Origin of the sequence: Actinospineispora acaciae DSM 45401 (assembly GCF_000620785.1) — a bacterium.
In the GTDB taxonomy this organism is placed as follows: domain Bacteria; phylum Actinomycetota; class Actinomycetes; order Mycobacteriales; family Pseudonocardiaceae; genus Pseudonocardia; species Pseudonocardia acaciae.
Map to the genome: position 1 here is coordinate 24,511 of NZ_JIAI01000024.1, position 16,676 is coordinate 41,186.

Genomic DNA, 16,676 nt, shown 5'->3' on the forward strand with positions numbered 1-16,676 from the left:
AGGAGGCGGGCAACCCGTGACCGAAGTGATCACGACCGGGCCGCCGGAGGCGGTCGCCACCGCGCTGGCCGAGCGCGCGGTCGCGGCCCGGGCGAACGGGCTGGAAGAGCCGGTGCGCCGGGCGGCGGTGCGCGCGGTGGTGGACTGGTACGGGGCGGCGGTGGCGGGTGGCGTGGTCGCGCCGGCCAGCCTGCTGCGCGGGGTGCTGCCCGCCGGCGGGGGCCGCGCGCGGCTGCTCGGCGACGGAGCTGGTGTGACCACCGACGCGCGCACCGCCGCGCTGGTCAACGGCACCGCCGCGCACACCGTGGAGCTGGACGACATCTACAGCCCCGGCCTCTACCACCCGGGCGCGCCCACCGTGGCCGCCGCGCTGGCGGTGGCCGACGAGCGCGGCCACACCGGCCCCGAGCTGCTGCGCGCGGTCACCGTCGGGTACGAGGTCGGCGACCGGGTGGCCGAGGCCGTCAACCCCGCCCACTACGCGTACTGGCACACCACCGGCACCGTCGGGGCGATCGGCGCGGCCGCCGCGGTCGCCGAGCTGGTCGGGCTGCCCGCCGATCAGTTCGCGCACGCGCTGGCCACCGCGACCACGTTCGCCGCCGGGCTGCAGCAGGCGTTCCGGTCCGACGCGATGAGCAAGCCGCTGCACGCCGGGCGCGCCGCCGAGGCCGGGGTGCTCGCCGCGCTGGCCGCCGAGGCGGGCGTCACCGGCGCCCCGGACGTGCTGGACGGCCCTGCCGGGTTCGGCGCCGCGACGGCCCGGACCCCGGACTGGAACGCCGCAACCGAGCCGTTCGACGGCGACTATCGGATCCAGCGCACCAGCGTCAAGCCCTACCCCTGCTGCGGCCACACCTTCGCCGCGATCGACGCCTGCCTGGCGCTGCGCGAGCGGGGCGTGGGGGCCGGCGACGTCGCCCGCCTGGAGATCAGCAGCTACGGCACCGCGCTCGCGGTGGCCGGCAACCCGGCGCCCGCCACCGCGTTCGAGGCGAAGTTCAGCATCCCGTTCGTCGCCGCCGTCGCGCTGCTGGACGGCGCGGTGACGCTGGCGTCCTTCGACGCGGCCCGCACCGCCGACCCCGACGTGCGCCGGCTGCTGACAATCACCGAGCTGGCCGAGGACCCCCAGCTCACCTCGGCGTTCCCGGGCAAGCGGGGCGCCACGGCCGAGGTGGTCGACACGGCCGGACGGACCCACGCGGTGACCGTGCCGAGCCGGGCCGGGGACCCGGACAACCCGATCGACGACCGGCGGCTGGACCGCAAGCTGCGCGAGCTGCTCACCCCGGTGGCCGGCGCGCGGCGGGCCGAGGAGGCGAGCGCCGCACTCTGGCGGCTGGCCGAGGCCGGCCCGGTCGCCAAGGAGCTGCCATGGCTGTGACCGGATTCCTCCCCGCCGAGGCGGTCCGCCGGGTACGGGAACACAGCCAGCGCCCGGAGGGCCGCCCCGGCCCGGACGTGGTCGGCCTGCACCTCGGCGAGCCCAGCTACCAGACCCCGGAGTTCGTCCTCACCGCGATGGACGAGGCGCTGCGCGCGGGCTACACCCACTACGCGCACCCGCAGGGCGACCCCGAGCTCAAGCGGGCACTGGCCGAGCGACTCAACAAGCTCAACCGGGCTGGGTCGTTCGCCCCGGACGACATCGTGATCACCTCGGGCGGGTCGGCGGCGCTGGGCGCGGCGCTGCTGGCGGTGGTGCGCGGCGGCGACCGGGTGGTGGTCCCGGAGCCGACCTACTCGCTGTACGCGGACATCGTCCGGCTGGCCGGCGGCACCCCGGTGCCGGTGCGCTGCCGCCCCGACCTGGGGCTGGACCTGGAGGCGATCGACGCGGCCGCCCCCGGCGCACGGCTGGTGGCGCTGTGCAACCCGGTGAACCCCACCGGCGCGGTGTTCGACGCGCCCGAGCTCACCGAGCTGGCCCGCATCGCCCGCCGCCACGACCTGCTCGTGCTCGCCGACGAGGCCTACGACCAGATCAGCTACACCCCCCGGTTCGCCTCCACGCTGGACGTCCCGGAGCTGGCCGACCGGCTGATCTACTGCCAGACGTTCTCCAAGAGCTACGCCATGACCGGCTGGCGGCTCGGCTACGTGGCCGCCCCCACGGAGATCAGCAAGGCGGTCGCCGTGGTGCACCGCACCTTCAACAGCAGCGTGAACGCCGCGGTGCAGCGGGCCGGCCTCGCCGCGCTCGCCGACGACAACCGCTGGCCGGCCGCCCGGCTCGCCGACTACCGCCGGCGCCGGGACCTGGTCGTACGGCGGCTGGCCGGGGTGCCCGGGGTGTCCCTGGCCGAGCCGCAGGGCACGTTCTACGCCTTCGTCCGCTACGCCGCGCCGGTGCCGGCCCACGAGGTCGTCGCGCTGGCGCTGCGGCGGAAGGTGGGCCTGCGGGCGGGAACCGAGTTCGGCGAGCCCGGCCAGGGCCACGTCCGGCTCTCGTTCAGCGTGCCCGACGCCGAGCTGGAGGACGGCCTGAGCCGGCTGCGCCGGCTGTTCGCCGACCTGGACGACGGACTGCGCCGCCCGTGACTCAACGAAGAGGAACCGGTGATGATCGTGAGACTTTCCCCCGACGAGAGAATGGCGCGAAAGGCGGGGTTCGCTGCCATGGTCGGCACCGCCATCGAGTGGTACGACTTCTACATATTCGGCACCGCCGCCGCGCTCGTGTTCGATCGCGTGTTCTTTCCGGAGGTGTCGCCCGGAATCGGCATCCTGGCCTCGTTCGCGACATTCTGGGCGGGTTTCCTCACCCGGCCGCTCGGCGGCATCATCTTCGGCCACCTCGGTGACCGGGTCGGCCGCAAGAACTCCCTGATCATCACCCTGCTCTTCATGGGTATTGCCACGGTGGGCATCGGCCTGCTGCCCGGCTACCACTCGATCGGCTGGTGGGCGCCGCTGCTGTTGGTGCTGCTGCGCGGGGTTCAGGGTGTCGCGGTCGGCGGCGAGTGGGGCGGGGCCGTGCTCATCAGCACCGAACACGTCGGCTCGCGACGCCGGGTGCTGTTCGGCGCGTTCGCCCAACAGGGCTCCCCCATCGGCTACATCCTGGCCGGCGGGGCGTTCGCGATCGCCACCCAGCTGCCGTCCGACCCGTTCCTGACCTGGGGCTGGCGCATCCCGTTCGTCGCCTCGGCGCTGCTGGTCGTGGTCGGCCTCGTCATCCGGCTGCGGATCGAGGAGTCGCCGGTCCTGCAACGGCTGCGCGCCACCGACCGCACGGCCCGCTACCCGCTGGCGCGGCTGGTCAAGGAGCACCGGGCGCCGCTGGTGATCGCGGTCCTGGCCATCACGGCGGTGATGACCTCCGCGTACTTCAAGACCACGTTCGCGCTGTCCTGGACGACGAACCAGCTCGGGTTCGACCGCAACACGATGGTCACCGTCATCCTGATCGGAAACATCGTGCAGTTCTTCGTCCAGCCGTTCGGCGCGGTGCTCAGCGACCGTTTCGGCACCCGAAGAATGGTGACCATCTTCCTTCTGGTCGAGGTGGTCACGCTGCCGCTGATGTTCGCCCTGTTCGTCACCGGCGACCTGGGCCTCGCGGTGCTCGGCCTCATCCTGGCCATCATTCCCAACGTGATGTTCTACGCGACGACGGCGGGCGTTCTCATGCGGGCGTTCCCGGCCGCGGTCCGCTATTCCGGAATCGCCGTGTCGTACGCCGTCTCCGCCACCATATTCGGCGGGAGCGCCCCGGTCGTCGGCCAGGCGCTGCTGACCTGGACCGGGTCCATCGCGCCGGTGGCCGCGTACGCCTCGGCGATGGTGCTGGTGTCGCTGGTGGCCACCCGGGCGCTGTGCGGCCGCGCGGTCGACGACGCCGACATGGTCCCCCAGGGCGCTCGCGCGTGACTGCATACACTCGTGTACCGGACGACGGCAAGGACTCTCGATGAACGGCTCCATCAACCTCACCGCCGACCTCGGCGAGGGCTTCGGCGCCTACCGGATGGCCGACGACACGGCGATGCTCGACCTGGTCAGCGCCGCGAACATCGCCTGCGGCTTCCATGCCGGCGACCCCCGGATCATGGAGCGGACGGTGCGCGCGTGCGTCGAGCGCGGGGTCTCCATCGGCGCGCACCCCGGCCTGCCCGACCTGGTCGGGTTCGGGCGGCGCACGCTCGACTGCACCCCGCACGAGGCGTACACCGACGTGCTGTACCAACTGGGCGCGCTGTCGGCGTTCGTCCGCGCCCACGGCGGCCGCATCGCGCACGTGACCCCACACGGCCAGCTCGGCCACCTGACCCGCCGGCGGGAGGACATCGCCGACGCGGTGGCGCGGGCCGCGCGCGCGTTCGACGAGGAGATCAGGGTCGTCTCCCGCGAGGGCTACCTGACCGAGGCCGCGCACCGGGCCGGCCTGCGCACCGGCCACGTGGGTTTCGCGGACCGCGCCTACGGCGACGACGGCGAGCTGGTGTCGCGCACGCTGCCGGGAGCCGTGATCGACGATCCGGACGAGGTGGTGGCCCGGGTGGTGCGGATGGCGCGGGAGCGGCGGGTGGTCACGACCGGCGGGCGCGAGCTGGAGATCAAGTGCGACACGGTGCTGGTGCACGGCGACACGCCGGGCTCGGTCCGGCTCGCGCGGGCGGTGGCCGAGGGCCTGGCGGCGGCCGGGGTGGCGATCAGGCCGCTGGAGGACTGAGTGCCGCCCGTCCTGTCGGTCTACCCCTACGGGGACGCGGCCGTCTGCGCGCACGTCTCGGCCGCGACGCCGCCTCGGGCGTGGGAGGTCGTCCACGCGCTGGCCGGCTACCTGGAGCGGACCGGGCCGCCGGCGATCCTGAACACCGTCCCCACCTACGACACGGTGTTCGTCGAGTTCGACTGCGCCGCCGCGGACCGCCACCAGGTCCGCCAGGCCATCGAGGTCGCGTTCGACGCCCTGCTCTGCACCGAGCACCGCGCCGGGCCCGAGCCGCGACGGTTCCGGGTCCCGGTCGTCTACGGCGGCGAGCACGGACCCGACCTGGAGTTCGTGGCGAGCCACCTCGGGCTGCGCCCGGACGAGCTGGCCGCCGCCCACGCCGGGCACGTGCACAGCATCCGCTGCCTGGCCGGGCCGGTGGGCGGGCCGATGATGGCCGGCCCACCGCTGCCCTCCGACGTTCCCCGCCAGCGCAGCCCCCGCACCGACGTGCCGGCCGGGGCGGTGCTGCTGGCCGGCCGGCAGGCGTTCCTGAAGACCATGCGCGGGCCGGGCGGGTGGCAGATCGTGGGGCGGACCCCGCTGTCGCTGATCGACCTGGACGCCGACCCGCTGGTCCCGTGGCGGCCGGGCGACGAGATCCGCTTCGTCCCGATCGACCCCGAGCAGTGGCCGGCTTGGGAAGGGCGCCGGCCGGCCCACGATGACGGCTGACACGATCCTCGTCCGAGCCGCCGGCCGGACCGCGATCCAGGACCTCGGCCGCGCCCACGCCTCGCGCCGGGGCGTCTCGGCGAACGGCGCGCTCGACGAGTACTCCGCCCGCGCGGCGAACGCCCTGCTCGGCCAGCCGCAGGCGACGCCCCTGTTCGAGGCGACGGGCCTGCCGTTCGTGTTCTCCCCCTCGCGCGAGGTCTGCATCGCGGTCACCGGCGCGCGTGCCGACGTCACCGTCGACGGCCGGACGGTCCCGCAGTGGTGCCCGCTGCGGGTCGGCGCGGGCGGCGAGGTGGCGGTGCGGGCGATCCGGGAGGGGCTGCGCGTCTACGTGGCCGTCCGCGCCCGCCTCGACGCCCCGGTGTTCCTGGGCAGCGTCGCCCCGGACCGAGCGCTCGGGTTCGGCCGCGCGCTGGCCGACGGGGACCTGGTCGGCATCCGCCCGACCCCCGGCCGGCCGGAGGTGGCCGGGCTGCTCACCAGCCGGCTGCGCCCGTCCTCGGCGGACCGGCACGTCCTCTCGGTCGTCCCCGGGCCGGAGTGGTCGTGGTTTCCCGAGCCCCGGCGCTGGCTGTTCGGCCGCGAGTACGTGGTGGACCCGCGCAGCAACCACGTCGGGATCCGGCTGGTCGGCGAGCTCCCCCGGTTCGAGCAGCCGCCGGAGATGGCGTCGCGGGGCGTCGCGATCGGCGCGATCGAGGTCACGCCGGCCCGGGAGCTGGTGCTGCTGCACAGGGGCCGCAGCATCACCGCGGGCTATCCGATCCTCGCGGTCGCCGCGTCGGTGTCGCTGTCGCGCGCCGGGCAGCTGCGCCCCGGGGACCGGGTGCGGCTGGCCGAGACGTCCCTCGACGAGGCCACCGCGGCGTACCGCCGGCAACGGGCCGTGCTGGACGCGATCGAACGAGCCGCGCACCACGGTGCGCTGACGGGACGGCGCCGGTGAAGGAGCACATCGAGGTGGCGGCCGTGGAGTTCGCCCCGGACCCTCGGGACGGTGCCGTCGCAAACGCCCGCCGGATGGGAGAAACCGTCGAGCGGTTGGCCGCCGAGCGGCGCACCGACCTCGTCGTGTTCCCCGAGCTCGCCGATTCCGCCTACCCACCGAGATCGTTCGACGCCGATTTCGCAACGAGGCTTCGGCGGGAGTCGCATCCGGTGCCCGGCGCCGTGACCGACGTTCTCCGCCGGGCCGCCCGCGCGACGGGCGCGACGATTGTCGCCGGTGTCAGCGAACGCGCCGGCGCCGATCTCCACAATTCCGCGGTCGTCATCTCCGGTGCCGGCGAGCTCGTCGGCACGCAGCGCAAGGTTCATTTGTGGACCCAGGAGCGACACTATTATCGCGGCGGCGACCGGTTCGACGTGTTCGACACCGACATCGGCCGTCTCGGCGTCTCCATCTGTTACGACTCCCGGTTCCCGGAGTCGTCCCGGGTGCAGGCCATCGCCGGCGCCGAGATTCTGGTCTGCCTCTTCGCGCTGGTCGCCGACCCCGAGTTCAGCGGTGAGCGGCTCCTGGTCCACCGCGCCGCGACCCGCGCACTGGAGAACTCCGCCTACTACATCGCGTGCAACCGCCGAGGCACCGAGGACGCCGGCGAGTTCTTCGGCGGCAGCGTGGTCGCCGCGCCCAACGGCGAGACCAGCGTCGGCGCCGGCCTGGTCCGTTCCCGCCTGGACCGGGCGCGGCTGCTGCGGGCGCGCGAGTACGCCGACCCGCGCCGGGACCGCCGGCCGGAGGTCTACACGTCGCTGGTCACGGCGGGCCATAGGCTGTGAGTCCGCGACCGCCGACGACGAGGGAGAGCATGGGTACCGCATCGGCCAACCCGGGTCAGGGCACGTCGGGCCCCGGACGCCGAACGCCCTACGAGCGGCTCAAGGAGTCGATCTACCTCGGCGATCTCGCGCCGGGCCAGCACCTGGTGGAGACCACGCTCGCGGAGATGTACGAGGTCAGCCGCACGCCGATCCGCGAGGCATTGATGCGCCTGGAGCAGGACGGCCTGCTGATTCGGGATCGCAACGGCCTCACCGTGAAGGAACACAGCCCGGCCGAGATCCTCGACCTTTACCAGGTGCGAATCCTGTTGGAGACCGAAGCGGGCGGTGTGGCCGCCGACCGGCGCACCGAGAACGACATGCTGACGCTGCGCAAGGCCGCCAAGCGCTACGAGTCGGGAAGCATCGACGACCCCCGCGGCCTTGTCGAGCTGAACCGCCATTTCCACGAGGCCGTGTGGGCCTGCGCGCACCAACTCGCCCTGACCGACCTGTTGGGCCGACTCGAACAACACCTGGGCCGTTTCCCGGCCACCACGCTCACCCATCCCGGCCGCTGGGAACAAACCATCGAACAGCACCGCGCAATCGTGCAGGCGATCGATGCCCGAGACCGGGAACGAGCCGCCGAGCTCTGCGCCCAGCATTTCCGCATCGCCCGCGAGATCCGCCTGGAACTCTGGGAGAACGAGGCCTGACGGCCGACCCCCGTCCGGCTCGCCCTCCGCGCGCGACGCACCCGCGAGAGCGGGCGGCGGGCGGGTCGCCGGGTCGGCCCACATGTTCGGGTTCACGAAAACGCGAGGCGGGTTGGGCGAGATTTGCCAATGCCCGTGATTCGCGGGCAGATATAGCGTCGGCTCATGCGGGTGTTGATCGCTCTCGGTGGCAACGCGATGACCAGTGCCGATGGTCGTGCCCGACCGGAGGACCAGCGGGCGGCGGTCGCGGGGGCGATGCGCACCGTCGCGGACCTGGTCGCCGATGGCGTCGAGGTGGTGCTCACGCATGGCAATGGCCCCCAGGTCGGCAATCTGTTGGTCAAGAACGAGATCGCGGCCGATGTCGTCCCGGCGGTGCCGTTGGACTGGTGCGGCGCACAGACGCAAGGGTCGATTGGCGTTCTCATTCTGAATGCGTTGGATTCCGCACTGGCTCGTCGCGGCGCCGCAACACGTTCGGCCGTGCTGGTTTCGCGTACGCTCGTCGATCCGACCGACCGGCACTTCGCCTCGCCGAGCAAGCCGATCGGCCGCTATCTGACCTCGGATGAAGCGGCCGCACTCATCGAACATGGACAGGTCTGCCGGGACCGCGGTGAGCGTGGCTGGCGGCGTGTGGTCGCCTCTCCTCGGCCGAGGGAGTTCCTGGAGTTGGCGGCGGCCAGGGCATTGCTTGCGAGCGGCCATGTGGTGGTGTGTGCCGGCGGTGGCGGCGTGCCGGTCGTGCGCGGCGCGGATGGCGAGTTTCACGGCGCCGATGCGGTCGTCGACAAGGATCTGACGGCCGCGATGCTCGCCGCCGAACTGGACGTGGACGTCCTCGTCATTGCCACCGACGTCGATGCCGCGGTCGCCGGCTGGGGCACCCCCGCAGCCCGGCCCATCGGCGAGGTCGGCGTCGCGGAGTTGGCCGCGCTGGCGGCGGACGGCCACTTCGCGGACGGCAGCATGGGTCCCAAGGTCGAGGCCGCCTGCCGATTCGCCGAGCGCGGCGGACGCGCCGTCATCACGTCGCTGCATCGCATTGCCGAGGCGTTGCGAGGCGACGCCGGCACGATTGTCAACCCAGTGAAAGTGCGTGAAGGAGGATACTGATGCCCGAACCGATCGAGGTACGGAAGATTCCGTTGCGGAATGTCAGCGATGCCAGCGGTCTGGCGACGCTCATCGATGACAAAATCCTGGAGGCCGACCGCGTCATCGCCGTGATCGGCAAGACCGAGGGAAACGGCGGGGTCAACGACTACACCCGCATCCTGGCCGACCGCGCCTTTCGTGAGGTGCTGCGGGCGAAGGGGACGCGAAGCCCCGAGGAGGTCGAACAGGTTCCGATCGTGTGGTCGGGCGGCACCGACGGTGTCATCAGCCCGCACGCGACGGTCTTCGCGACCCTTCCCGCCGACGGTGCGGTACGGACCGACGAGCCCCGGCTGACCGTGGGCCACGCGATGAGCGAGACGCTGCTCCCCGAGGACATCGGCCGCGCCGCGATGATCAGCAAGGTCGCCGACGCGGTCCACCTTGCCATGAAGCGGGCCGGCATCACCGATCCGGCGGACGTCCACTACGTGCAGACGAAGACCCCGCTGCTGACGATCCACACGATCCGCGACGCGAAGGGCCGGGGCCAGACCGTGTGGACCGAGCACACCCACGAGTCGATGGACCTCTCCAACGGGTGCACGGCGCTGGGCATCGCGGTCGCCCTGGGCGAGATCGGGATGCCGGCGGACGAGGAGGTCATGCACAACCGTGCGCTCTACTCGTCGGTCGCGTCCTGCTCGTCGGGCGTGGAGCTCGACAGGGCACAGGTCGTGGTGATCGGCAACGCTCGCGGTGTCGGCGGCCGGTACCGCATCGGTCACGGGATCATGCGGGACGCGCTCGATCGGGACGGGATCTGGTCCGCGATCAAGGACGCCGGGCTCGACCTGCCGGGACGTCCCCACCCCGACGACCTGGACGGCCGCCTGGTGAACGTGTTCCTCAAGTGCGAGGCCAGCCAGGACGGCACGGTGCGCGGCCGCCGCAACGCCATGCTCGACGACTCCGACGTGCACTGGCACCGGCAGATCAAGGCCTGCGTGGGCGGGGTCGCCGCCTCCGTGACCGGCGATCCCGCGGTGTTCGTGTCCGTGTCGGCGGCCCATCAGGGGCCCGACGGCGGTGGCCCGGTGGCCGCGATCGTCGACCTTGGCTAGGGCGATGGAACCCGACACCGTCTGCCGCCCGCTGAGGGACGTCCTGGTGGTGGACCTGAGCCGCGCGCTCGCCGGGCCGCACGCCACGATGATGTTGGGCGACCTCGGCGCGCGGGTGGTGAAGATCGAGACACCCGGAAGCGGGGACGAGACCCGTGGCTGGGGGCCGCCGTTCGTCGGCGCCCCGGACGGTCAGGAGTCCACGTACTTCCTGTCGGCCAACCGGAACAAGGAGTCGATCGCGCTCGACCTGAAGTCGATCGACGGCCGGGCGACCCTGGCCGAGCTGGTCCGCCGCGCCGACGTGCTGGTGGAGAACTTCCGCACCGGGGTGCTGGATCGGCTGGGTTTCCCGGTGCGGCGGCTGTTCGAGCTGAACCCGCGCCTGGTGGTCCTCTCGATCTCCGGCTTCGGTCACGACGGCCCCGAGGGCGGTCGAGCCGGGTACGACCAGATCGCCCAGGGCGAGGCGGGGCTCATGTCCGTCACCGGGTCGGGGCCGGACGACGCGCAGCGTGTGGGGGTGCCGATCGCGGACCTGCTGGCCGGCATGTACGGGGCGTACGGGGTGGTCGCGGCGCTGCACGAGCGGCGGCGCACGGGGGTCGGGCGGGTGATCCGCACGTCGCTGCTGGCCGCGGTGGTCGGCGTGCACGGCTTCCAGGGCACGGCGTGGACGGTGGCCGGGCGGGTCGGCGCGGCGCGCGGCAACCACCATCCCTCGATCGCCCCGTACGGGCTGTTCCGGTGCGCGGGCGGCGCGGTGCAGATCGCCTGCGGCAGCGAGGGCCTGTGGCGGCGGCTGTGCGGCGAGTTCGGCCTCGACCCGGACGCGGACGGCATGAGCACCAACGCCGAGCGGGTCCGGCGCTCCGACCTGCTGCGACGCACGATCGAGGGCGCGTTCGCCGGCGAGAACGCCGAGGCGTTGCTGGCCCGGCTGGACCGGGCCGGGGTACCGGCCGGGCGGGTCAGGACGATCGACCAGGTCTACGGCTGGGACCAGACGGCCAGCCAGGGCTTGCTGATCGATGTCGAGCACGCCACGTTGGGACCGCTGCGGCTGCCAGGCCCGCCGCTGAGGTTCTTCGACGCCACCGGCGCGGAGACACCGACCGCCCGGCACGCGGCGCCGCCCACGCTCGACCAGCACGGAGACGCCCTGCGCACCGAGTTCCGGCCGGCTCCCGCCGACGCCGGGCGGCGAGACGGCCGATGAACGCACCGGTCCGGGCGGCGGTGGCGGCGCCCGGACCGGTACGCGCGCTACCGCGCAAGCCAACTGTCGCTGCTGCTCTCGGCGACCACCTGGCCCGACGCGACCACGAAGCGCGGCGGCAGGTGGTGGGCCACGGCCTCGCGCAGCGTGCTCCCGTTCAGCACCACGAGATCGGCCGGTGCGCCGACGGCGAGCCGGTGGCCGCCGATACCCAGCACCTGGGCGGCGGTCGTGGTGACGGCGTCGAAGAGCGCCTCCAGCCGCTCCCCCGCGCTCGCGCCGAGCACGTGCGCGGCGAGGAACACGACCTCCAGCATGTTCTGCCGCCCGAACGGGTAGTAGGCGTCCTCGCAGTCGTCCTGCCCGAGCGCCACCGGCAGCCCCTGCGCGCGCAGCTCGAACACCGGCAGGTGCAGGGCGCCGGTGTGCGGGTCGCTGACGAACCCGAGCCCGGCGTCGCGGGCGAGTCGGGCGAGGCGCTGCAGGGACGGCTTCGAGTACTGGCTCAGCGCCCTGGCGTGGTTCGCCACGCCGCGGCCCCGCAGGCCCAGCCGGATCAGCTCGGAGGCGAGCATCTCCGTGGTGCGCAGCCACGGGTCGCCCGCGTCGTCGACCAGCATCGCCACCCGGCGGCCGTGCTTCGCGGCCAGCTCGCACATGCGCCGGACGTGCTCGCGCGCGTCGGTGTCGGTGTGCTCGATCCACGGAATGCCGCCGACCACGTCGGCGCCCAACGCCACCGCCTCGCGCACCAGGTCCTCCGCGCCGGGGTCGCACAGGAGCCCGTCCTGCGGGAAGGCGACCACCTGCAGGTCGATCACGCCTCGGAACTCCTCGCGCAGCCGCAGCAGCGGCCGTACCCCGCGCAGCCCGGCGCGGGAGTCCACGTCGGCGAAGGCGAGCACGTGCCGCAGCCCGTGCTGGAGCCCGGAGCGAAGGCAGCGGCGCGCGTTGGCCTCGATGCGCCCCTCGTCGTAGGAGTCCTTGGCCACCGAGGCCAGCTCGATCGACGCGAGCGCCGCGTCCATGCCCGCGCCGGAGTAGGCGGCCAGGGCCGCGTCACCGACCAGGTCGAGCGTGTAGACCTTGTCCAGGTGCATGTGGGCGTTGACGAACGACGGGGTGACCAGCGCGCCGTCCGCCTCGACGACGCGGGCGCCCGGCAGCGGGGTCTCGGACACGGCCGCGATCGAGCCGTCCCGGATGCCGATCCAGCGCGGGCCTTCCGTCCCTCGCAGGCGGGCCTCGGCGACGGTCAGGTCGTACTCGTCGGTCGAGGATGTCATGTGGGTTGCCTCCCGTGCGGAAATGGTGTGGCCGCCTCGCCGAGCAGGGTGTCGGCGTGGCGGCGGATCAGGGCGAGGTTGCGGTCGGCGAGGTGGTCGAACCCCTGCGGCACCGACGAGCCGGGGGTGAGCGAGGCGAGCGCGGTGGCCGGGTCCAGGCGGGCGGATACCCAGCACTCGTGCGACGCCGCCCGCGCCACCACGTCCGCGGTGGGCGTGACGACCATCGAGTTGCCGAAGTAGCACACGCCGGCGGCGTCCACCCCGGTGGCGTTCGCACCGATCAGGTAAACGTGGTTGTCGTAGGCCCTGGCGCGGTTGGTGAGCGTCCACAGGTCCGCCGAACGCAGCAGGGCGGAGGGCCGGCAGATGATCTCGGCGCCGCTGATCGCGGTGATCCGGGACAGCTCCGGGTAGTCCCCGTCGAAGCAGATGATCAGCCCGATCCGGCCCAGCGGCGTGGACACCACACAGATGTCCTCGCCCGGCGTGACCCAGCCGCCGCGATCGCGGCGCTCGCCGGCGAACGGATGCGTCTTGCGGTACACGCCCAGCACCCCGGACGGTCCGAGCAGCACCGCGGCGTTGTACACCACGCCGGGCTCCGGACCACGCTCGTAGGTGCCCACCACGAGGTGGATGCCCAGCTCGGCCGCCGCGGTGGCGAACGGGGCGAGCACCGGACCGGGGACGGCCGACACCAGCCGCCACAGCGTCTCGACGTCCACGCCGGGGGTGAACCCGGTCGTGACCGACTCCGGCAGCACCACGAGCTCGGCCCCGGTGGCGGCGACGCAGTCGCGTACCAGGGCGACCGCGCGCGCCGAGTTGTCCGCGACGGTCTCGGCGCACAGCGGCCTCGGGGACGGCGCGACCTGGACCGCGGCCACCGTGCAGGCGCGCATCAGCCGACCCCTTCGCGATCGAGGTGTCGTTCGACGGCCCGGCGAGGCGCGAACGGGCGCACCAGGTGGTAGCCGACGAGCACGATCAGCGTGCCGGCGGTGATCCCGGTCAGGGAGAAGCCGGCGGTGATCGTGATGGTCAGGTTCCCGATCCCGGCGAGGATCCCGGCCGCGAGGGGCACCAGGTTGAGCGGATCGGCGAAGTCGACCCGGTTCTCGATCCAGATCTTGGCGCCGAGCAGCCCGATCATGCCGTAGAGCACCAGCGTGATGCCGCCGAGCACACCGGTCGGGGCCGAGGCGATGACGGCGCCGAACTTCGGGCAGAAGCCGAACAGGATCGCCACGGCGGCGGCGATGTAGTAGGCGAGCGTCGAGTAGATCCGCGTCGCGGCCATGACGCCGATGTTCTCCGCGTAGGTGGTCGTCGGCGAGCTGCCGACCAGGGACGCGAGGGCGGTGGCCACCCCGTCGCCGACGAACGCGCGACCCAGGTACGGGTCGAGGTCCTCGCCGGTCATCTCCGAGACCGCCTTGACGTGTCCGGCGTTCTCGGCGAGCAGGGCGATGGCGGACGGGACGACCAGCAGGACGAAGGTGAGGTGGAACGTGGGCAGGTGCGGCCCGGTCAGCTCCCCCAGCGTCGGGCTGGTGATCGTGCTGGGCAGCCCCAGCCACGGCGCGTTCGCGACCGAGCTCCAGTCGATGCGGTGGACATCCACGCAGGCGCCGCCCGTGCACTGGCGCACCAGCGAGATCTGGTCGGCGACCCACGAGACGGCGTAGCCGAAGACCAGCGCCAGGAAGATCGCCATGCGGCCGACGAAGCCGCGCGCCACCACTGACATCACGATGACGAACGCGGCGGTGAGCAGCCCGACCCACTGGTCGGACCGCAGGTACGTCGTGGTGACCACGCTCGCCAGGTTGAACCCGATGATCATGACGACCGCCCCGGTCACCACCGGCGGCAGGATCGCCCGCACGTGGTGGGCACCGCCGAAATGCACCAGCAGGCCGACGGCGACGAGCAGCAGGCCGGCGATCAGGATCGCGCCGGTGACCGCGGCCGAGTCGCCGCCCTGCGCGCGGATCGCCGCCGCGCCGGCGAAGAACGAGGCGGAGGTGCCGAGGTAGGACGGGACCTTGCCCTTGACGATCAGCAGGAAGATGATCGTTGCCACCCCGGACATCATGATGGCGAGGTTCGGGTTCAGGCCCAGGATCGTCGGGAACACGAACGTCGCTCCGAACATCGCCACGACGTGCTGGACGCCCAGCCCGATCATCCGAGGGCCGGAGAGCCGCTCGTCCGGGCGCACGGCCTGGCCGTGCGGCGGCGCCTTCCCTCCGTGAACCAGTCTCCACCCGAGCGTTGGCATCGATGCCGTCCTTAGGTCCGATCAGCGCAGACACGGAACGTTAGGGGCGGCTCGGCGAGCGCAGACATGTCGAAATGTGACGAAGACCCCCACCTATGCCGGTGGCGCGTTACCAAGCCCGCGCATCCGCACGACCCGCAGCGCCAGCGCCACGTTGAGCCTCAGCTCGGGATCGGTGGTGAACGGCCCGACCAGCCCTTCGAGCTTGCCGATCCGGTAGCGCAGCGTGTTGTAGTGGAAGTGCAGGGCGCGGGCCGCCTCGGCCACGCTGCAGCTGTGGTCCAGCAGGGTCTGCAGCGTCCGGCGCATGTCGGCGGCCTCCCCGGTGTCCGCCGCCAGCGGGCCGAGGGCTTCGGCGGCGAACGACCGCAGCTCGTCGTTGTCGGTGACCAGCGAGATCAACCGGTGCACACCGAGGCTGTCGAAGTGCGCCACGCCGCCGGGGCCGTGCATCCGCCGCCCCACGGTGACCGCCCTGCGCGCCTGGTCGTAGGCGGCGGGCAGGTCGGCGACCGAGCGGATCGGCCGGCTCACGCCGGTGCTGAAGGAGCGTCGGCCGCCACCCCGGTCACCTCGGACGGCACGGATGATCTCGTCGACGACGGCGATCGCGGTGTCCTCCGTCGCGGGCATCAGCGTGACCACCTCGTGGCTGAAGCCCACCACCGGGGCGGTCTTGTCCCGGGCTCGGACCACCTGCTGCCAGCCCGCGGTCAGCCGGTCCCGCGAGTTCCACGCGGCCTTGGCCGGCCGCGTCCCGTCCGGGTCGGTGTCGTCGAGCCGCGCCACGATGACCACCAGCGGCCGGTCGACGTCCCAGCCGAGCTGGCCGCAGTGCTCGGCGACCCGCTCCGGGCCGCCGGCCGTGCCCAGCAGCGCGTCGCGCAGGAAGTCCCCTCGGTACTTGGACTCGACCGCGGCGACCGCGAGCTGTTTGGTGATGGCCAGCGCGGCGACGGTGGCCGCCCGCTCCAGCGCCTGGACGGTGACCGGGCTCAGCTCGGCATGCCGGCCGTAGGCGACGACCCTGCCGTGGTCGGTTCCGCCGGCGACGATCCGCGCGAGCGCCACCTGGCCGGGCCGGCCCTCGGGGGCGGGCTGGAGCCCGGTGGTGACCCGCTCGGTGAGGAAACGGCCGGTGGGGTCGAACAGCGGTAGCTGGTGCAGCGCCTCGGCGTCGCCCGCGACGGTCTGCACCCTGCCGTCCGGCGTGCAGATCAGCACGTCGACGTCGAACAGGGTGGCGAACTCCTCGGCGATCTGGGGCAGGTCGCCGCCCTCCAGCACGATCGCGGTCAGTGCCCGGTGGAGCCGGTCGGCGATGTCGAGCGCCGAGGACTGCCGGTCCACGAGCTGGGTGAAGACCTGCGAGATGACGTCGTCGAACGACACGGCGGCCGGCAGGAGCAGCAGCGGGAAGTCTCGCTTCTCGGCGGCGCCCAGCATCGTGTCCGGCGGCTCCCGCAGGTACCGGCCGGCCTTCACGGCCAGCGCGGTGACGCCGCGCGCCGCCAGCCCGTCGATGAGATCGCACAGCGCCGCGTCGTCGAGCAGCTCCCCGGCACGGCCGTGCCGCAGCGGGAACCCCGTGGTGAGCAGCAGCTCGTGCCGCTTCACCCAGGCCAGGATGTCGGGGACCTCCATCACGTTCACCGACTGCACGATCCGGTCGAGCCCGCCCCGGCCCGCCAGCAACCGCGCGCCCGAGACGCTCGGCAGCGCGAGGACGTCACCGACCGTCAGCGTGTAACCACCCTGCCTTGGCAAATCTTGCC

General features: G+C 72.9%; 15 protein-coding genes. 11 read left to right on the forward strand and 4 right to left on the reverse strand.

Features of this window, described 5'->3' with window-relative positions; all coding sequences use genetic code 11:
* The first annotated feature begins 16 nt into the window (after nucleotides 1-16).
* The 11 genes from N912_RS58785 to N912_RS58805 all read left to right on the forward strand — a co-directional run bounded on the left by N912_RS58785 (nucleotide 17) and on the right by N912_RS58805 (nucleotide 11,328).
* On the forward strand, nucleotides 17-1,390 hold the full coding sequence (locus N912_RS58785) for an MmgE/PrpD family protein (protein WP_169748068.1): 1,374 nt from the start codon (nucleotides 17-19) through the stop codon (nucleotides 1,388-1,390).
* Nucleotides 1,381-2,547 (forward strand): pyridoxal phosphate-dependent aminotransferase, encoded by a 1,167-nt coding sequence (locus N912_RS0145320; RefSeq protein ID WP_037070068.1) that lies wholly within the window; start codon nucleotides 1,381-1,383, stop codon nucleotides 2,545-2,547. The genes N912_RS58785 and N912_RS0145320 overlap by 10 nt, the downstream gene beginning before the upstream one ends.
* Nucleotides 2,548-2,625: 78 nt before the next feature.
* A complete protein-coding gene (locus N912_RS58790) occupies nucleotides 2,626-3,879 on the forward strand; it encodes an MFS transporter (protein WP_245645935.1) in 1,254 nt (417 codons plus the stop codon).
* Between the two features lie 40 nt (nucleotides 3,880-3,919).
* The gene (locus tag N912_RS0145330; protein WP_028927656.1) at nucleotides 3,920-4,681 is read left to right on the forward strand and encodes a LamB/YcsF family protein; all 762 of its coding nucleotides are present in this window, start codon (nucleotides 3,920-3,922) and stop codon (nucleotides 4,679-4,681) included.
* Nucleotides 4,682-5,398 (forward strand): 5-oxoprolinase subunit B family protein, encoded by a 717-nt coding sequence (locus tag N912_RS0145335; protein ID WP_028927657.1) that lies wholly within the window; start codon nucleotides 4,682-4,684, stop codon nucleotides 5,396-5,398.
* Entirely contained in the window at nucleotides 5,388-6,347 is a 960-nt protein-coding gene (locus N912_RS58795; protein ID WP_051581700.1) for a 5-oxoprolinase subunit C family protein, read from the forward strand. The genes N912_RS0145335 and N912_RS58795 overlap by 11 nt, the downstream gene beginning before the upstream one ends.
* The gene (locus N912_RS61325; protein ID WP_051581701.1) at nucleotides 6,344-7,183 is read left to right on the forward strand and encodes a carbon-nitrogen hydrolase family protein; all 840 of its coding nucleotides are present in this window, start codon (nucleotides 6,344-6,346) and stop codon (nucleotides 7,181-7,183) included. The genes N912_RS58795 and N912_RS61325 overlap by 4 nt, the downstream gene beginning before the upstream one ends.
* Nucleotides 7,184-7,212: 29 nt before the next feature.
* Nucleotides 7,213-7,884, forward strand: a complete 672-nt coding sequence (locus N912_RS0145350) for a GntR family transcriptional regulator (RefSeq protein WP_051581702.1) — start codon at nucleotides 7,213-7,215, stop codon at nucleotides 7,882-7,884.
* Between the two features lie 165 nt (nucleotides 7,885-8,049).
* Complete coding sequence (locus tag N912_RS0145355; RefSeq protein ID WP_028927659.1) at nucleotides 8,050-9,003, forward strand: carbamate kinase; 954 nt, start codon at nucleotides 8,050-8,052, stop codon at nucleotides 9,001-9,003.
* Nucleotides 9,003-10,109 carry a barbiturase gene (gene bar / locus N912_RS0145360; RefSeq protein ID WP_028927660.1) on the forward strand — a complete coding sequence of 369 codons (1,107 nt, stop codon included), beginning with the start codon at nucleotides 9,003-9,005 and terminating at the stop codon, nucleotides 10,107-10,109. The genes N912_RS0145355 and bar overlap by 1 nt, the downstream gene beginning before the upstream one ends.
* 4 nt (nucleotides 10,110-10,113) lie before the next feature.
* Entirely contained in the window at nucleotides 10,114-11,328 is a 1,215-nt protein-coding gene (locus N912_RS58805) for a CaiB/BaiF CoA transferase family protein (RefSeq protein ID WP_051581703.1), read from the forward strand.
* A 47-nt stretch (nucleotides 11,329-11,375) separates the two neighbouring features.
* On the opposite strand, the gene N912_RS0145370 is transcribed toward N912_RS58805, so the two are convergent.
* The 4 genes from N912_RS0145370 to N912_RS0145385 all read right to left on the reverse strand — a co-directional run bounded on the left by N912_RS0145370 (nucleotide 11,376) and on the right by N912_RS0145385 (nucleotide 16,668).
* Complete coding sequence (locus N912_RS0145370; protein WP_028927661.1) at nucleotides 11,376-12,614, reverse strand: amidohydrolase family protein; 1,239 nt, start codon at nucleotides 12,612-12,614, stop codon at nucleotides 11,376-11,378.
* On the reverse strand, nucleotides 12,611-13,519 hold the full coding sequence (locus tag N912_RS0145375) for a carbon-nitrogen hydrolase family protein (RefSeq protein ID WP_028927662.1): 909 nt from the start codon (nucleotides 13,517-13,519) through the stop codon (nucleotides 12,611-12,613). Before N912_RS0145375 ends, N912_RS0145370 begins: the two co-directional genes overlap by 4 nt.
* Nucleotides 13,519-14,901, reverse strand: a complete 1,383-nt coding sequence (locus tag N912_RS0145380; protein ID WP_028927663.1) for a uracil-xanthine permease family protein — start codon at nucleotides 14,899-14,901, stop codon at nucleotides 13,519-13,521. The genes N912_RS0145375 and N912_RS0145380 overlap by 1 nt, the downstream gene beginning before the upstream one ends.
* 93 nt (nucleotides 14,902-14,994) lie before the next feature.
* Entirely contained in the window at nucleotides 14,995-16,668 is a 1,674-nt protein-coding gene (locus N912_RS0145385) for a PucR family transcriptional regulator (protein WP_211261625.1), read from the reverse strand.
* Nucleotides 16,669-16,676: the final 8 nt, after the last annotated feature.

Bases quoted from the DNA above. Each gene is read 5' to 3' on its own strand.
- N912_RS0145320 (WP_037070068.1), top strand. From the start codon at position 1,381: ATGGCTGTGACCGGATTCCTCCCCGCCGAGGCGGTCCGCCGGGTACGG.
- N912_RS58790 (WP_245645935.1), top strand. From the start codon at position 2,626: ATGGTCGGCACCGCCATCGAGTGGTACGACTTCTACATATTCGGCACC.
- N912_RS0145330 (WP_028927656.1), top strand. From the start codon at position 3,920: ATGAACGGCTCCATCAACCTCACCGCCGACCTCGGCGAGGGCTTCGGC.
- N912_RS58795 (WP_051581700.1), top strand. From the start codon at position 5,388: ATGACGGCTGACACGATCCTCGTCCGAGCCGCCGGCCGGACCGCGATC.
- N912_RS0145350 (WP_051581702.1), top strand. From the start codon at position 7,213: ATGGGTACCGCATCGGCCAACCCGGGTCAGGGCACGTCGGGCCCCGGA.
- N912_RS0145355 (WP_028927659.1), top strand. From the start codon at position 8,050: ATGCGGGTGTTGATCGCTCTCGGTGGCAACGCGATGACCAGTGCCGAT.
- bar (WP_028927660.1), top strand. From the start codon at position 9,003: ATGCCCGAACCGATCGAGGTACGGAAGATTCCGTTGCGGAATGTCAGC.
- N912_RS58805 (WP_051581703.1), top strand. From the start codon at position 10,114: ATGGAACCCGACACCGTCTGCCGCCCGCTGAGGGACGTCCTGGTGGTG.
- N912_RS0145370 (WP_028927661.1), bottom strand. From the start codon at position 12,614: ATGACATCCTCGACCGACGAGTACGACCTGACCGTCGCCGAGGCCCGC.
- N912_RS0145375 (WP_028927662.1), bottom strand. From the start codon at position 13,519: ATGCGCGCCTGCACGGTGGCCGCGGTCCAGGTCGCGCCGTCCCCGAGG.
- N912_RS0145380 (WP_028927663.1), bottom strand. From the start codon at position 14,901: ATGCCAACGCTCGGGTGGAGACTGGTTCACGGAGGGAAGGCGCCGCCG.